The sequence below is a fragment of the Mycobacterium sp. NGS68 genome, from assembly GCF_059812195.1.
Window position 1 is genome coordinate 84,897 of the sequence record NZ_JCALCE010000004.1, and the last position, 14,708, is coordinate 99,604.

The following is a 14,708-nucleotide window of genomic DNA, read 5'->3' on the forward strand; positions in this document are numbered from 1 at the left end:
CGATTCTTTCAGTGCCACCGCTGCTGGATCCACGCAGCGATGGTGTCGGCCTGCTCGTCGCGGGCGCCGGGGGTGGTGAAGTAGTGGTCGGTCTCGATCGAGGCCTGCGCCTTGTCGGTGCTCGCCAGCGCGTCGTAGATGCGTTGCGCGTCAGACGGAAACACCCCGGTGTCGGCCTCGGCGTTGATCACCAGCGCGGGGCAGGTGATGCGGCCCAGGTGCGGCTCGGCGCGGGTCTGCGCCACCCGCAAGCTCCACATGCCCAGCCAGTTACGCAGCGTGCAGGCCGCCGCGATGCCGTGCGCGGACCGGTTCGCCTTGGCCGGCACGCCGGCATAGCACAGGTTGGGCTGACGTTTGGTGGGCTCGATGGTGGGATCCACCATGCGTGGATCGGCCCAGGTCCGCGTCACGGTGAAGGGCCGGTCGGAAAAGCCCGCGGCGCGAACGCGTTCCAGCTCCGCCTCGGCCCAGTCGGTGATGGCGTGATTACGCGCGGTCTGTGCCGACCGGTAGCGGGCGACGAACTCCGGCGAATAGGGGGGCCCGTTGCGCTCGTCGAACAGGTCGAGCTCGGGATCGGTTGCCACCGGATCGTTTTCGTCGACGATGGCGGCGTCCATCCAGGCCGTCAGCACCTCAGGTCGGCCGGGATGCGCGGCGGTGGCGACATAGCCGTCGGCGGGCAACAACTCCGTCACGCCCGCCGCGGGCCGCATCCCGTCCAACGGCGTGACATTCGGATCCACCGCCTGCGACTGGTAGGCCGCCATCAGCGAACCGCCCCCCGAATTCCCCAGCAGCACCACGGTTTCGACGCCTGCGACCTCGCGCAGCCAGCGCACCCCCACCCCGATGTCGACGAGCGCGTGGTCGAGCAGGAAGCTGCTCTCGAACCCGCGAAACCTGGTGTTCCAGCCCAGAAACCCGATCCCGCGGGTGGCGAGATATTCGGCGATGTAGTGCTCGGAAAAGTCGATCTGGTAGTGCGTGGCGATCATCGCCACCTTCGGCTTACGCCCCACCCCGCGGTAGTACAGCCCCTGGCACGGGTGCCCACCGGCGCCCGCGCGCCCAGCGGTGCGCGACGGCAGCCCGATGAACTCCCGGGTTGTCCCCGACGTGCCGGTGTGACTGTTCAATTCGAGCGATCCTCCTGGCTGTAGATGGCTCGGTAGTAGATGTTGGCGAGGGTCTTGATGCAGGCCTCGTCATCGGCCTCGCGGGACCCGCTGAGGTGGATATAGCAGAACTGGTTGAACATCGCCACGATCGCCTCGGCGACCAGCTCCGGATCGTCGTCGGGGCAGTAGCCGTCGGCCTGCGCTCGTCGCACCGACTCGGCGATGAACGAGATCGGAATCGCGCACATCTGGGCCCAGTATTGCGCGAAGTCCGCGTTGACCATCGCCAGCTGCGACACGCTGATCACCTCGGCGAGGCGGTTGCGGTAGGTATGCCAGTGCGCGGCGGCGGCCTCGTGCGCGCGCTCGCGGTTGGTCAGGCCGTGCCGGGTGACGGTGAGTGCGCGCTCGTTGGCCTCGTCCACGAAGCGCTGCGCCCACTGCCGGACCATCGCCTCCTTGGAGTCGTAGTAGTTGTAAAACGACGCCGCCGAACGGCCCGCTTCGGCGGCGATGTCGGCGATGGTGGTGGCCAGAATTCCCTTGCGCGCGACGACCGTTCGGGCGGCGGCGTCGATCGCGGCGGAGGTGCGCCGGCCACGGTGGGTCGGAAATTGCGCCGCGCGGTCCTCTGCGGCAAGCGACATCTGGCACCACTCCCTGGCTCAAAACTGAACCTGATGTTAGATTCAGATTTGAATTTTGGGTAGGGAGCCGCAGCATGATCAAGCCGCACAACACCAACACCGAATTCGAGCTCGGCGGAATCAACCACGTCGCGCTGGTGTGTTCGGATATGGCGCGCACCGTGGACTTCTACAGCAACATCCTCGGGATGCCGCTGATCAAGTCGCTCGACCTGCCCGGTGGCCAGGGGCAGCACTTCTTCTTCGACGCCGGCAACGGCGACTGCGTCGCGTTCTTCTGGTTCACCGAGGCGGCGGACCGCGTGCCGGGCATCTCGTCGCCGGGCGCGTTGCCGGGCCTCGGCGACATCACCAGCGCGGTGAGCACCATGAACCACCTGGCGTTTCATGTGCCGGCCGAGCGGTTCGACGCCTATCGTCAGCGGCTCAAAGACAAGGGCGTGCGGGTCGGGCCGGTGCTCAACCACGACGAGAGTCCGATGCAGGTCGCGAAAACCCTGCACCCCGGCGTGTACGTGCGCTCCTTCTACTTCCAGGACCCGGATGGGATCATGCTGGAATTCGCCTGTTGGGTCAGGGAATTCAACGAGGCGGACACGCCAGCGGTGCCCAGGACGGCAGCCGACCGGCGGCCTCCGGTGCCGGCCGCGCACTAGCCCATGTCGACGGACGGCATCCTGACCGACGCCCAGATCTCCGGACTGACGGCCGCGCAACGCCGAGAGCTGATCCACCGCCTGGAAAAGCCGCTGAATGAGCTGGTTGATCCAGGCCTGCTGGTGCGGATGCGGCGGCTGCGGTTGAGCCTGATGATCGGCGGCTCGATCGCGCTGATTCCCTGGATCGGGTATCTATCGGTGACGCTGCCGCAGAAGTACGTGGCCCACAACTGGGACTTGACGTGGGTCGGCTTCGATGTGCTGCTGGTGGGGTTCATGTCGGCCACGGCACTGCTCGGCTATTTGCGCCGCCAGCTGCTGCTGCTCGCCGCGTTCACCTCCGGGGTTCTGCTGATCTGCGATGCGTGGTTCGACTTGATGACGGCGGGACCCGCCGACCTCTGGCTGTCGCTGGTGACGGCGCTGTTGATCGAGGTTCCGATCGCGATCTTTTTGATCTTCAGCGCGCAGCGCATCATGCGAATCACGATGATGCGCTTGTACCTGCTCAGGCCGGGGATGCGCCTCTGGCAGTTGCCGCTTTTTCCGTGACGCGGGGCCGGTACAGGCTCGGCTCGGTCAGCTCGACCAGCAGCGAAGCCAGGTGGTCGGCGAGTTCGTCGGGCTCCATGCGTACGTCGCCGCCCAGCCAGGCGCTCAGCGTCTGTCCGACCCCGCCGACCGCGAAGTGCGCCGCCGCCTTCACGTGCTCGTTTGCCGGGGCGCGCAGAGTGTCGATGGCGTGCTGGCCGGACAGCACCGCGAAGAGGGCCCCCAACTCGACCCGCTTGCGCATCACCACGGCGTTGGACAGCCGCGTGCCGAACAGCAGGCGCCCGACGCGCGCGTCCCCGGCAACCTTGTGCACGATGTTGGCCATCCCGGCGCGGGCCTGCTCGTCCTGCGGCGCCGCGGCGACCGCGGCCTGGGTGGTGGCGGCCAGCTCGGCGACCACCCAGTCGAAGACGTGGCCCACGAAGTCGTCGCGGTCGCTGAAGCTTTCGTAGAAGTAGCGGGTGGATAGGCCGGCGCGCCGGCACACGCCGCGCACGGTCAGCTCGGCTTGGAAGTCCTGCTCGTGGCCGTCGCCGCCCAACAGGTCCAGGCCGGCGGCCAGCAACTGGTTGCGCCGCGCGGCTAACCGTTCGGCCGCGTCAACTCCGCGGTAGGGCCGCGCGTTGGAGGCTGCACCGGTCATGAACACCATCTTGACATCGGCACGCGGCACGGGCCAATATCAGGAAACGCGCGTTATCAGAATTAACGCGAGACTGTCGGGAGTCAACGATGACGATGCAGCAGACGCTGAGGCAACCCCTTCCCCATGTCGAGCGCCCGATGGCCGATCCACCCCGTCCCCAACGGGGCGGGCTGCGCCGCCGGCTGGCCGGCAACTACGGCCTGATGGGAATGGCGCTGCTCGCCGGTCCGGCCAACGTGATCATGGAGTTGGCGCGGCCCGGCGTCGGCTACGGCGTCGCCGAGAGCCGGGTGGAAAGCGGGCGGATCGACCGTCACCCGATCAAGCGGGCGCGTACCACCTTCACCTACGTCGCGGTCGCCAACAACGGGACCGACGCCCAGAAGGCGGCCTTCCGTCGCGCCGTCAACCGCGCGCACGCGCAGGTCTACTCCACCTCCGACAGCCCGGTCGCCTACAACGCCTTCGATCCCGAACTCCAACTGTGGGTCGCGGCCTGCCTCTACAAAGGCGGCATCGACATCTACCGGACCTTCATCGGCGAGATTCCCGAAGAGGATGCCGAACGGCTCTACCGCGAGGGCATGGCGCTCGGCACCACCCTGCAGGTGCCGCCGGAGATGTGGCCCGCGGACCGCGCGGCGTTCGACAAGTACTGGCAGGAATCGCTGGACAAGGTTCACATCGACGACACCGTCCGCGACTTTCTGTACCCGATTGCCGCGTCGCGGGTGCGCGGGGTCCGGCTGCCGCGCCGGCTGCAAGAGCTCTCCGAGGGTTTCGCGCTGTTAATCACCACCGGCTTTCTGCCGCAACGGTTTCGCGACGAGATGCGGCTGCCGTGGGATGCCGCCAAGCAGCGGCGGTTTGACCGGCTGATGACCGTGCTGGCGACGGCGAACAGCCTGTTGCCGCGCGTGGTCCGCGAGTTCCCGTTCAACCTGATGCTGTGGGATCTGGATCGGCGCATCAAGACGGGTCGCCCGCTGGTCTAGCGGCGGGTCTGACACAGGGTTCGCCACGCTGCGGGCGCCATCCGCTGCGCCGAACGCAGTGAATCCGTACGCCGCGCGGACCGGCATGTTGTGCACGCTCGCGGCGGCCCGGCGCGTGCGGGTGGCAAACCCGCGGGCAGCCACGCCGAAAGTGAAATCACTGCGAAGATCCGGCCGTGCTTTCGGCGTCGGTTCGCCCTCGCAGAGCGGGGCCGGCCACATCACGTTGCGGCTGAAATCCGGGAGACCTCCGATGCGCCTCATAGAAAACCTATCGCTGATGCGTTGAAAACGAAAATCGTTTTCACTAAACTTCGAGACCGTCGCGTTTCTCTCCAGCCCGAGGAGTGCCCATGGTGCGTTCGCCGTTGCTCGGCGGCGGTGCTCTGTGACGGCACCGGTTTGGCTGGCCTCGCCGCCGGAAGTGCATTCGGCGCTGCTCAGCAGCGGCGCCGGCCCGGGGTCGTTGCTGTCGGCGGCGGGGGCTTGGAGCTTGCTCAGTACCGAATACGCCGCGGTGGCTCAGGAGGTCGGCGCGGTGTTGGCGGGGGTTCAGTCCGGAGCGTGGGAGGGGCCCAGCGCGGAGTCGTACGTGGCCGCGCATGCCCCGTATCTGGCGTGGCTGACGCAGGAGAGTGCAGACAGCGCGGAGAAGGCCGCCCAACACGAGACCATGGCCGCCGCCTACACCACCGCGCTCGCGGCCATGCCGACGCTGCCCGAGCTGGCCGCCAACCACACCGTCCACGGCGTGTTGGTGGCCACGAATTTCTTTGGGCTCAACACGATTCCGATCGCGCTCAACGAGGCCGACTATGTCCGGATGTGGATCCAGGCCGCGGTCACGATGGCGGTGTACCAGGCTCAGGCGGACGCGATCGGGGTGCTCGGTTCGCTGCAGAACAACCAGTCGGTGCCGCCGATCCTCAAGAAGTTCCTCGACGGCATCTCCAACGACACGGTCGCCCATGACCCCACGGTCGACAACCCGCTGGACCAGGCCGTCGCGAACCTGCTGAAGAACTTCGGGATCAACTGGAACCCGGCCCAGGGCACCGTGAACGGGCTCGACTACGACGAGTACACCGACCCGTCCCAGCCGATCTTCTGGGTGGTCCGCACGCTCGAACTCGGCGAGGACTTCCAGCAGTTCGGCGTCGAGCTGCAGACGAATCCGGTGGGCGCGTTCCAGTACCTGATCAGCCTCGAGCTTTTCGACTGGCCGACGCACATCGCCGAAATCGCCCCCTACCTGGCGAGTCAACCGGCGACTTGGGCGGCCGCGGCCGGCGCGTTCGTCGCGCCCCTCGGGGGCGTGGGCGGCTTCGCGGGGCTGGCCGGGCTGGCGGGCCTGCCGGCCCCCGCCGCCGCGCCAGCGGTGCCGCCGATGCCGCCGCCGGACATGCTGCCTGCCGCCGGATCCGGCCCGACCATGGCCGCGCCGGCCACCGCGTCGGTGTCGACGCCGGCGCCGTCGCCCGCGCCCACGGCCACCTCGGTCGCCACACCGGGGCCGCCGCCGTCGCCACCCGCGCCCGGCGCGGCGGGCTTCGGCTTCCCCTACATCGCGGGTGGTCCGCGCATCGGATCCGGCTCCGGGATGAGCACGGCCGCGAGCGCGAGTGCCAAGCGAAAGGCGCCCGAGCCCGATTCGGCCGCCGCGGCGGCGGCCGCCGAAGCGCGGGAGGCGGCGCGGGCGCGTAGGCGTCGTCGGGCAAAGCAGCGCGACCACAGCGACGAGCGCATGACCATGGACGTCGACGTCGATCCCGACTGGGAGCCGCTGGCCGCATCGGACGGCGGCGCCGGAGAGCTGGGGTTTGCCGGCACCGCGTCCCGGCGCTCCCTCGACGGGGCGGCGGGTTTGGCCACGCTGGCCGGTGACGATTTCGGCGGCGGCCCGCGCCAGCCGATGCTGCCCCGCACGTGGGACCGGCCCGACGGGTCGGGGGAGGAGGGCGACAGCCGGCGCTGACGGGCGCCGGGAGACCCCGGTGCGGCGAGTTTGCCGCCCGGGGTTGCAATGCTGCGCCGAGTGGTGTCCAATTTTCGATAATGAAAATCATGTTCATCTACTCGGGCGGCTTACCGTGACGGCACCCGTGTGGCTGGCGTCGCCGCCGGAGGTCCACTCGACGCTGCTCAGCAGCGGCCCGGGACCGGGCGCGTTGCTCTCGGCCGCGGCGGCCTGGTCGGCGCTGAGCGTCGAGTACACCTCGGTGGCCGACGAACTCACCGCGTTGCTGGGCGCGGTGCACGGCGGGGTTTGGGAAGGTCCGACGGCGGCGCGGTACGTGGCCGCGCACCTGCCGTACCTGGTGTGGCTGACACAGGCCAGCGCAAACAGCGCGACCGCGGCCGTCGAGCACGAAACCGCGGCCGCCGCCTACTCGACCGCGCTGGCGGCCATGCCGACGCTGCCCGAGTTGGCCGCCAACCACGCCATTCACGGCGTGTTGGTGGCCACGAATTTCTTTGGGCTGAACACGATTCCGATCGCACTCAACGAAGCCGACTACGTACGGATGTGGATCCAGGCGGCCACCACGATGGCGACCTACGAGGCGCTCGCCGGGGCTGCGGTATCGGGGATGGCCCAGAGCGGCCCGGCCCCGCAAATCGTCGCGGCCGAGGACGACCACGGCGACGGGGACGACCACGAGGACCATGACCACGGCGACCCCACCCAGCTCGACTACATCGTCGCCGACTTGCTCCGCACGATCACCGGCGGGCAGATCGACTGGGATCCCCTCGAAGGCACCCTCAACGGGGTGCACATGCACGACTACACGGACGCCACGCAACCCATGTGGTGGGTGGCCCGCTCCCTGGAATTCAGCCAGCAATTCCAGACGTTCGGCCGGGAGCTGTTCACCGATCCCGTCGGCGCCTTCCAATACCTGGTGCAACTCGCCGAGTTCGACTGGCCCACACACGTTGCCCAGATCGTCCAGGCGCTCGGCCCGTCGCCGCAGTTGCTGGCGGTGGCACTCAGCGGCGTCGTCGCCAACCTGGGGGCGGTGACCGGTCTGGGGGGGCTGGCCGGTCTGGCCGGCATCCAGCCCGCGCTACCCGCGGCCGCCGCGGCGCCGCCGGGCGCCCAGCCGCTGCCGGCGGCACCCACCGTCGGGTCATCCCCGGTGGTCACCGCCACCGCGACGGCCACCGCGTCGCCGCCGCCTTCCGCGTCCGTCACGGCCACCGTCGCCTCGGCGCCCGCACCGCCGCCGACGGCCACCGGCTTCGCGGGTTTTCCCCCGTACCTCGTCGGGGGCGGCCCGGGGGTCGGGTTCGGCTCGGGGATGTCCGCGCGCGCCAAGACGTCGGAGCCGGCATCCGATTCGGCAACTGAGGCCGCCGCGGCGGCGGCGCAGGCGGCCGCGCGCGCGCAGGCGCGGGCCCGTCGACGCCGCAGAGCGGGCCTCGGCGAGCGAGGGCACCGCGACGAGTACATGGACCTGGGTTCCGGCCCGGACCTGCCGTCGGCGGACGACGGCGCCTCGGCGTCGGACCGCGGCGCGGGCCCGGTCGGCTTTGCGGGTACCGCCCGCACGGACCTGGCCGCGCAGGCGGCCGGCCTGGCCACGCTGGCCGGCGACGACTTCGGTGGCGGCCCGCGGGAGCCGATGCTGCCGGGCACGTGGGACCCGGACGGCGCCGGCGGCGAAAACGAATAGCGACGGACGGCCGCGCTCTCAGTTGCGCCGACCGGCGCGACTGGGCCAGAGGCTGTGCTTGCTGAGTCGGCGTGGCAGCGGAGTGGTTTCCCACTGCCCCAGCTCAATCCAGTCCTTCAGGATCGCGGTGTCACACGGATTGGTGATGGGACCGATCCAATGCGCCGGTCCGCACGCCACCCGGTCTTGCGTGCAAGGCTGCAGCACGGCCATGACGCCGGATCCGCTAGGGCGACATGCGCAGCTGAGCGGACCGAGGATGCATCCCGTGCACACGAGCATGGATTGTGGGCAGCGCCGGATAGTGGAACGCAGTTCATCCGCCACCGAAAAGGTCTGGTCGGCTGCACAGGCCGTGCAGACGACGACCGTAAACGGACGGCTGGGATGTTGAGGCGCAACGTCTTTCAACATCTTCAGGGGCCGTCGGCCTGTCCGGCGTAGGGCAGCAGCGCCATCTCGCGCGCGTTCTTGATCGCGGTGGCGACTTGCCGCTGTTGTTGAACCGTCAGGCCGGTGACGCGGCGGGAGCGGATCTTGCCGCGGTCGGAGATGAACGTGCGCAGTGTGGCCGTGTCCTTATAGTCGACCTCGGTGATCCCCATGCTGACGAACAGGTTCCTCTTGGCGGACCTGATGTCCGGCTGGGTGGCACGACGGGCGCGCCGAGATTTCTGACCCATCACCAGCTCGCCTTCCGCACACCGGGCAACTGCCCGTCGTGAGCCAGTTGGCGGAACCGGACCCTCGACAGCCCGAACTTGCGCAGATGTCCGCGCGGCCGCCCGTCGACGGAATCGCGGTTGCGTAAGCGAACCGGGCTGGCGTCGCGCGGCTGACGCGCCAACTCGCGTCGCGCGGCGTCACGTGCTTCATCCGTGCCCGATCGGGTGATCTCCTTGAGTTCGGCGCGGCGTTGCGCGTAGCGCGCCACGATCGCGCGACGGCGGTCGTTCTTGACGATCTTGGATTTCTTGGCCATCAGGTCAGCGCTCCTCGCGAAAGTCGACGTGACGGCGAACCACCGGGTCAAACTTGCGCAGCACCATCCGGTCCGGGTCGTTGCGCCGGTTCTTGCGGGTGACGTAGGTGTAGCCGGTGCCTGCAGTGGAGCGCAGCTTGACGACGATGCGGATATCGGTGCTGCGGGCCATTAAATCCGCTGGCCTTCCCGGCGCAGCCGCGCCACGACCGCCTCGATCCCGTCGCGGTCGATGACCTTGATGCCCTTTGCGCTGACCCGCAGGCGAATGCGGCGGTCTTCGGAGGGCAGGTAGTAGGTCTTGAGCTGGATGTTGGGTGACCAGCGCCGGCGAGTCCGGCGGTTCGAGTGCGACACCGCGTTACCGAAACTCGGTGCGCGGCCGGTCACTTGGCAACGGGCAGACACTCGGAACCCCCAGGCTTATTGAAAATCATTTTCGACAACTGCCGTGGGGAACGGTACCGTATGAGTGGCGCTAATGAAAATGATTTTCAATAAGGAGACCGATGCGGACCCCTGTGATCCTGGTCGCCGGGCAGCACGGCACCGACCCGGTCGTGGGCGCGCTGCTGCGCGCGCCCGGGACGCTCGTGGTGGAGCACCGCCTCGAGGGTCACGTGGTGTGCCGCACGTTGGTGACCCTGCAACATGGCGTGCTGACCACCGCCGAAACCGGCCTCGAGCTGGTGCACGGATGCGCGTCGTGCGCCATCCGCGACGACCTGCTGGTGTTGCTGCGTCAGCTGCACCGCCGCAGTGACGTCGATCGCATCGTGGTGCACCTGGCGCCGTGGCTGGAGCCCGAGCCGATCTGCTGGGCCATCGAACACGTCCGGATCAGGGTGGCGCCGGGATATCTCGACGGGCCCGCGTCGCTGGACGTGTCGATCGGTGCGGTTGTGACGTGTGTCGATGCGCCGGTGTGGCTGGGTCAAGCCGTCGGGGACGCCGATCTCGACGACGGGCGGACCGTGGCTCAGGTGGTCGTCGGACAAGCCGAATTCGCGGACGTGCTGGTGCTCAGCCGCCCGGACGCGTTCGTGGCCGCCGCCTTGCACCGGTTGTCGCCGCGCGCTCACGTCACGGTCGGCGCCGACGGAATCGAGGATGCACTGAACAACCTGGTCCCGAACGCGCGGCGCGGGCGCAGCGACGATCCACACGGTCCGCTGCTGGTGGGTCAGCCGCCGCTGGACACGCGCGGGGCGATCAGCCTGGTCCACTTCGGCGCGCGACGTCCGTTTCATCCGCAGCGCCTGCACGCGTGCGTGGACTTGTTGCTGGAAGGCGTCATCCGGACCAGGGGCCGGATCTGGCTGGCGAGCCAGCCCGAACACGCGATGTGGCTGGAATCGGCCGGCGGCGGCTCGCGAGCCGGCTCGGCCGGCAAGTGGCTGGCGGCACTCCCGGAGTCCGCGCTCGCGGGCATCGATACGGAACGACGCGCGTTTGCCGAGTTGGCCTGGGATCACGAGTTCGGCGATCGCCATACGGCGATGACCGTTCTGGTGTGCGGCGCGAACGTCCCCGAGATCCTCGACGGTCTGCAGGGCGCTCTGCTCACTGACGAGGAGTTTCGCCATCCGGAGCATTGGATCCACTACGACGACCCGTTCGGCGACTGGCATGAGGATCCCTGCGGAGCCGCTAACGAAGTCGACGAAGACCTGTCCGCCCGGCGCACCGGAGGTGGAGACCACCGATGAAACCCGACATTCACCCCGACTACCACCCGGTCGTCTTCCGCGATGCCACGACCGGAACCACTTTCCTGACCCGGTCGACCCTGACCAGTTCGCGCACCGTCGAGTGGCCGACGCCGGACGGTACGCGCACCTATCCGCTCGTCGTCGTCGAGGTCACCTCCGATTCGCATCCGTTCTGGACCGGAGGCCGCCGTATCGTCGACATCGCTGGGCAGGTGGAGAAGTTCCACCGCCGCTACGGAAAGCGGCCGGCGGAGGGCGGAGACAGGTCGTCGGGATAGCCGTGTCGGCCGTTCCGCGTAGTGTCGGTTGAGTGCGTAGCGAAGGCGATACCTGGGATATCACAACAAGTGTCGGCGCGACGGCGCTGTTCGTAGCCACCGCGCGGGCCCTGGAAGCGCGCAAGCCCGACCCGCTGGCCGTCGACCCGTATGCGGAGGTGTTCTGCCGGGCCGTCGGCGGGCCGGCCGCTGACGTGCTCGACGGCAAGGTCCCCGATCACGAGCTCAAGACCAGCGACTTCGGCGAGAATTTCGTGAACTTCCAAGGGGCCCGCACCCGGTACTTCGACGAGTATTTCCGTCGCGCCGCGGCCGCCGGGGTGCGCCAGGTGGTCCTGCTGGCGGCGGGGCTGGACTCGCGCGCGTACCGACTGGACTGGCCCGACGGCACGACCATCTTCGAGCTGGACCGCCCGCAGGTGCTGGACTTCAAGCGCGAGGTGCTGGCCGCCCAGGGCGCCCAGCCGCGTGCCGAGCGCCGCGAGATCGCCGTCGACCTGCGCGACGACTGGCCGCAGGCGTTGCGGGACAACGGCTTCGATCCAAACAAGCCGTCCGCGTGGATCGCCGAGGGCCTGCTGATCTACCTCCCCGCCGCGGCGCAGGAACAGCTGTACGCCGGCCTGGACTCGCTGGCCGCGCCGGGCAGCCATGTGGCGGTCGAGGACGGCGCGCCGCTGCAGCGGGACGACTTCGAGGCCAAGCGGGACGAAGAGCGCGCCGCGGTCGACGCGGGTACGGCGCAGCGGGTGTTTTTCCAGCTGGTCTACAACGAGCAGCACGCGCCGGCCACGGAATGGTTCGCCCAGCACGGTTGGCGCGCGGTCGGCACCCCGCTGACCGATTATCTGCGCGAGCTCGGCCGTGCAGTGCCGGGGCCGGACACCGAGGCGGGGGAGATGTTTTCGCGCGTCACGCTGGTGAGCGCCGTCAAAGCGTGAGCGGAGCTTTTGGTTCGGCCCCCACTGAATTATCTTGACGCGTGTGGACTGTGACATCGCCCGGGAGGCGCTGTCAGCGCGGCTGGACGGCGAGCGCGAACCCGTGCCGTCGGCCCGGGTCGACGAGCATCTCGCGTCATGCCCGCACTGCCGGGCCTGGTACGCCGATGCCCAGGGTTGGACCGCGGCGCTGCGCAACATGATCGACGAGCCCGCGGCCCATCTCGCCGAGGCCGAGACTCCCTACAGCCGGATGCGGTGGCTCCGGTCGCACCTCCGGTCGCACGGGGTGCGTTGCGCACTGGCGCTGGTCGGCATCGTGCAGATCGCGCTGGCCGTCGTACAGATGGGCGGGGCCGACTTCGGCATGGTGGCCGGCCACGGGGCGATGCACGGCACGACGACGGGTGCGCACCTGCTCAACGAGTCCACCGCGTGGTCGGTGGCGCTGGGCGCCGGAATGGTGGTGGCGGCGGCGTGGCCGGCGGCGGTGCCGGGCGTGACCTGCATCCTGGCCAGTTTCACCGTGGTCCTGTGCTGCTACGTGGTCAGCGACGGCCTGTCGTCGCAGGTCACCGGTGTGCGGCTGCTCAGCCACCTGCCGGTGCTGGTGGCCACCGCGCTGGCGCTGTTGCTGTGGCGTCGCGGCGGCCCGGACAGGTCGGCGACCACCCGCATGGATGACCGCGATGACATAGTCCTGCCGGACCACGCGAGCCGCGGACGACGGCGCGGGCATCTGCGCTCCGCCGACGATCCGGCCGCCTGACCGACCCTCGCGGGTGCGGGGAACTTTTTGATCTTGACCGACGACTACTGATTGGTTTCTTAGAGCCAGTTGGGAGTTTCGTTTGACGGCGCCGGTGTGGATGGCTTCGCCGCCCGAGGTTCATTCGACCCTGCTGAGCAGCGGGCCGGGACCGGGCGCGCTGCTGGCGGCGGCTGGGGCGTGGAGTTCGTTGAGCGATGTCTACGCCGTCGTCGCGAGCGAACTCTCCACGCTGTTGGGCGGGGTGCAGGCCGGGGCCTGGACGGGGCCCACCGCCCTGCAGTACGCCGCCGCTCACGTGCCGTATCTGGCCTGGCTGATGCAGGCCAGTGTCGACAGCGCGGGCGTGGCCGCCCAGCACGAGACCGCGGCCACGGCCTACACCGCCGCGCTGGCGGCGATGCCGACGCTGGGCGAGCTGGCCGCCAACCATGCGATCCACGGCGTCCTGGTGGCTACCAATTTCTTCGGCATCAACACCATCCCGATTGCACTCAACGAGGCCAACTACGCCCGGATGTGGGTGCAGGCGGCGACCACCATGGCCGGCTACCAGGCGCTCGCCGGCGGGGCGGTGGCGTCCGCTCCGCGCACCGAGACCGCGCCGCAGATCATGCACGCCGACGACGAGGGAGATGACGACGGCGACGACGGCGGCATCGTCGACAACGACGGCGGAAACCCCAAGGAACTGAGCTGGTGGGTGAATCGGGTCACCGAGATCACCAAGACCATGGGCCGGGACCTGCAGGAATTTCCGCAGAATCCGTCCGGGGCGATACAGCAGGTGCTCAACGACGTGCCGTTGCTGGTGGCCGACGAGGTCGGGCACGCGGCCGAGGCCTACGAGGCGTTCGCCCCGGAGATCCAGGCGCTCGCGCTCAGCCTGCCGCTCGCCGGCGTCGGATTCCTCGGCGGCCTTGCCGGCCTTGCCGGTCTGACCGGTTTGGCCGGGGTCCAGCCCGCGGTTCCCGTCGCGGCCGCGCCGGCGCCCGAGCTGGCCGCGCCACCCGCGGCGTCCTCGGCGCCGGCGGCCCCGGCCCTCGGCACGGCGTCATCGCCGGCCCCCGGTTCGGCCTCGGCTCCCGTGCCAACTACCGCGCCGACGGTCGCGACGGCGGCGACGGGAGCTCCGCCGGCCGGGGGCCCGGTCCCGCCGCCCTTCCCGTACCTGGTGGGCGGACCCGTCATGGGGGTCGGTGCGGGCATGGGCGCCGGGGCGCAGCGGAAGGCGCCGGAGCCCGACATCGCGGCCGTCGCGGCGCCGGCCGCGGCATCGGCGCGGGAAAAGGACAGGGCCCGTCGGCGCCGTCGGGCCGAGATGAACGACCAGCACCACGGCTATCGCTACGAGTTCCTGGACGCGTCGGAGGGGGGCGCCGGGGCGCTGGGCTTCGCCGGAACGGTGGCTACCGATATCGGGGGTGATGCGTCCGGACTGGCCACGCTGGCCGGCGACGAGTTCGGCAACGGTCCCTCGGTACCGATGCTGCCCGGCACCTGGACGCATCCCGCCCCAGCGATTGATAATGACAATCATATTCATTAAGTTGGCTGAGTACCCGCGCCCGCCGAGCGCGGGTGGCGGCAACAATCCGACTGAGGAGAAACCGGTGATCGTGCGAAACGCCCTCGCCAGCAGGGCAAATGCCGGAGGCGCAGCATGAGCTGGTCGGGTCGGGGCGGGTCGACAATTAGCTTAGGTAATGCTAACTTCAGG

17 protein-coding genes are annotated in these 14,708 nt (G+C 69.3%); 10 read left to right on the forward strand and 7 right to left on the reverse strand.

Translation table 11 applies throughout. The features are described from left to right. Positions 1 to 8: 8 nt before the first annotated feature. Complete coding sequence (locus tag AC5Y5V_RS06765) at positions 9 to 1,142, reverse strand: alpha/beta hydrolase family protein (protein WP_499932104.1); 1,134 nt, start codon at positions 1,140 to 1,142, stop codon at positions 9 to 11. Next, positions 1,139 to 1,771 (reverse strand): TetR/AcrR family transcriptional regulator, encoded by a 633-nt coding sequence (locus AC5Y5V_RS06770; RefSeq protein WP_499932106.1) that lies wholly within the window; start codon positions 1,769 to 1,771, stop codon positions 1,139 to 1,141. Before AC5Y5V_RS06770 ends, AC5Y5V_RS06765 begins: the two co-directional genes overlap by 4 nt. 74 nt (positions 1,772 to 1,845) lie before the next feature. Here AC5Y5V_RS06770 and AC5Y5V_RS06775 point away from each other — a divergent pair, with 74 nt between their 5' ends. Both AC5Y5V_RS06775 and AC5Y5V_RS06780 read left to right on the forward strand, forming a co-directional pair. Beyond that, positions 1,846 to 2,427, forward strand: coding sequence for a VOC family protein (locus AC5Y5V_RS06775; protein WP_499932108.1), 582 nt, complete (start codon positions 1,846 to 1,848; stop codon positions 2,425 to 2,427). Between the two features lie 3 nt (positions 2,428 to 2,430). Beyond that, complete coding sequence (locus AC5Y5V_RS06780; RefSeq protein WP_499932110.1) at positions 2,431 to 2,982, forward strand: hypothetical protein; 552 nt, start codon at positions 2,431 to 2,433, stop codon at positions 2,980 to 2,982. On the opposite strand, the gene AC5Y5V_RS06785 is transcribed toward AC5Y5V_RS06780, so the two are convergent. Continuing rightward, positions 2,939 to 3,628, reverse strand: coding sequence for a TetR/AcrR family transcriptional regulator (locus AC5Y5V_RS06785; RefSeq protein WP_499932112.1), 690 nt, complete (start codon positions 3,626 to 3,628; stop codon positions 2,939 to 2,941). The two genes, AC5Y5V_RS06780 and AC5Y5V_RS06785, sit on opposite strands and share 44 nt — an antisense overlap. Positions 3,629 to 3,717: 89 nt before the next feature. On the opposite strand from AC5Y5V_RS06785, the gene AC5Y5V_RS06790 reads away from it, so the two are divergent. The 3 genes from AC5Y5V_RS06790 (at position 3,718) to AC5Y5V_RS06800 (ending at position 8,306) form a co-directional block, all read left to right on the forward strand. After that, positions 3,718 to 4,626, forward strand: a complete 909-nt coding sequence (locus AC5Y5V_RS06790; RefSeq protein WP_499932114.1) for an oxygenase MpaB family protein — start codon at positions 3,718 to 3,720, stop codon at positions 4,624 to 4,626. A 388-nt stretch (positions 4,627 to 5,014) separates the two neighbouring features. Continuing rightward, positions 5,015 to 6,601 carry a PPE family protein gene (locus tag AC5Y5V_RS06795; RefSeq protein WP_499932115.1) on the forward strand — a complete coding sequence of 529 codons (1,587 nt, stop codon included), beginning with the start codon at positions 5,015 to 5,017 and terminating at the stop codon, positions 6,599 to 6,601. A gap of 115 nt (positions 6,602 to 6,716) precedes the next feature. Continuing rightward, the gene (locus tag AC5Y5V_RS06800) at positions 6,717 to 8,306 is read left to right on the forward strand and encodes a PPE family protein (RefSeq protein ID WP_499932117.1); all 1,590 of its coding nucleotides are present in this window, start codon (positions 6,717 to 6,719) and stop codon (positions 8,304 to 8,306) included. Between the two features lie 416 nt (positions 8,307 to 8,722). Here the strand turns inward: AC5Y5V_RS06800 and rpsR are convergent, their stop codons facing one another. Genes rpsR through rpmB form a run of 4 tightly spaced genes read right to left on the reverse strand, consistent with a single transcriptional unit; the run spans position 8,723 to position 9,696 of the window. Then, on the reverse strand, positions 8,723 to 8,989 hold the full coding sequence (gene rpsR, locus AC5Y5V_RS06805) for a 30S ribosomal protein S18 (RefSeq protein WP_499932119.1): 267 nt from the start codon (positions 8,987 to 8,989) through the stop codon (positions 8,723 to 8,725). Next, on the reverse strand, positions 8,989 to 9,288 hold the full coding sequence (gene rpsN, locus AC5Y5V_RS06810; protein WP_499932121.1) for a 30S ribosomal protein S14: 300 nt from the start codon (positions 9,286 to 9,288) through the stop codon (positions 8,989 to 8,991). Before rpsN ends, rpsR begins: the two co-directional genes overlap by 1 nt. A 4-nt stretch (positions 9,289 to 9,292) precedes the next feature. Next, positions 9,293 to 9,460: a 50S ribosomal protein L33 gene (gene rpmG / locus AC5Y5V_RS06815; protein ID WP_499932123.1), complete on the reverse strand. Its 168-nt coding sequence runs from the start codon at positions 9,458 to 9,460 to the stop codon at positions 9,293 to 9,295. Further along, positions 9,460 to 9,696: a 50S ribosomal protein L28 gene (gene rpmB, locus AC5Y5V_RS06820; RefSeq protein ID WP_499932125.1), complete on the reverse strand. Its 237-nt coding sequence runs from the start codon at positions 9,694 to 9,696 to the stop codon at positions 9,460 to 9,462. The genes rpmG and rpmB overlap by 1 nt, the downstream gene beginning before the upstream one ends. Before the next feature lie 101 nt (positions 9,697 to 9,797). Between rpmB and mrf the strand changes: the two genes are divergently transcribed. The 5 genes from mrf to AC5Y5V_RS06845 all read left to right on the forward strand — a co-directional run bounded on the left by mrf (position 9,798) and on the right by AC5Y5V_RS06845 (position 14,537). After that, complete coding sequence (gene mrf, locus AC5Y5V_RS06825) at positions 9,798 to 10,997, forward strand: ribosome hibernation factor-recruiting GTPase MRF (RefSeq protein WP_499932126.1); 1,200 nt, start codon at positions 9,798 to 9,800, stop codon at positions 10,995 to 10,997. Next, on the forward strand, positions 10,994 to 11,278 hold the full coding sequence (locus tag AC5Y5V_RS06830) for a type B 50S ribosomal protein L31 (protein ID WP_499932128.1): 285 nt from the start codon (positions 10,994 to 10,996) through the stop codon (positions 11,276 to 11,278). Before mrf ends, AC5Y5V_RS06830 begins: the two co-directional genes overlap by 4 nt. A gap of 32 nt (positions 11,279 to 11,310) precedes the next feature. Then, complete coding sequence (locus AC5Y5V_RS06835) at positions 11,311 to 12,219, forward strand: class I SAM-dependent methyltransferase (protein WP_499932130.1); 909 nt, start codon at positions 11,311 to 11,313, stop codon at positions 12,217 to 12,219. A 43-nt stretch (positions 12,220 to 12,262) separates the two neighbouring features. Further along, positions 12,263 to 12,988, forward strand: coding sequence for a DUF2275 domain-containing protein (locus AC5Y5V_RS06840; protein ID WP_499932132.1), 726 nt, complete (start codon positions 12,263 to 12,265; stop codon positions 12,986 to 12,988). An 82-nt stretch (positions 12,989 to 13,070) separates the two neighbouring features. Then, positions 13,071 to 14,537 (forward strand): PPE family protein, encoded by a 1,467-nt coding sequence (locus tag AC5Y5V_RS06845; RefSeq protein ID WP_499932133.1) that lies wholly within the window; start codon positions 13,071 to 13,073, stop codon positions 14,535 to 14,537. Positions 14,538 to 14,708 lie beyond the last annotated feature (171 nt).

Excerpts from the sequence above, each read along its gene's own strand:
- AC5Y5V_RS06780 (WP_499932110.1), top strand. The coding sequence starts at position 2,431 with ATGTCGACGGACGGCATCCTGACCGACGCCCAGATCTCCGGACTGACG.
- rpsN (WP_499932121.1), bottom strand. The coding sequence starts at position 9,288 with ATGGCCAAGAAATCCAAGATCGTCAAGAACGACCGCCGTCGCGCGATC.
- rpsR (WP_499932119.1), bottom strand. The coding sequence starts at position 8,989 with ATGGGTCAGAAATCTCGGCGCGCCCGTCGTGCCACCCAGCCGGACATC.
- AC5Y5V_RS06785 (WP_499932112.1), bottom strand. The coding sequence starts at position 3,628 with ATGACCGGTGCAGCCTCCAACGCGCGGCCCTACCGCGGAGTTGACGCG.
- AC5Y5V_RS06830 (WP_499932128.1), top strand. The coding sequence starts at position 10,994 with ATGAAACCCGACATTCACCCCGACTACCACCCGGTCGTCTTCCGCGAT.
- mrf (WP_499932126.1), top strand. The coding sequence starts at position 9,798 with ATGCGGACCCCTGTGATCCTGGTCGCCGGGCAGCACGGCACCGACCCG.
- AC5Y5V_RS06770 (WP_499932106.1), bottom strand. The coding sequence starts at position 1,771 with ATGTCGCTTGCCGCAGAGGACCGCGCGGCGCAATTTCCGACCCACCGT.
- AC5Y5V_RS06790 (WP_499932114.1), top strand. The coding sequence starts at position 3,718 with ATGACGATGCAGCAGACGCTGAGGCAACCCCTTCCCCATGTCGAGCGC.
- AC5Y5V_RS06775 (WP_499932108.1), top strand. The coding sequence starts at position 1,846 with ATGATCAAGCCGCACAACACCAACACCGAATTCGAGCTCGGCGGAATC.
- rpmG (WP_499932123.1), bottom strand. The coding sequence starts at position 9,460 with ATGGCCCGCAGCACCGATATCCGCATCGTCGTCAAGCTGCGCTCCACT.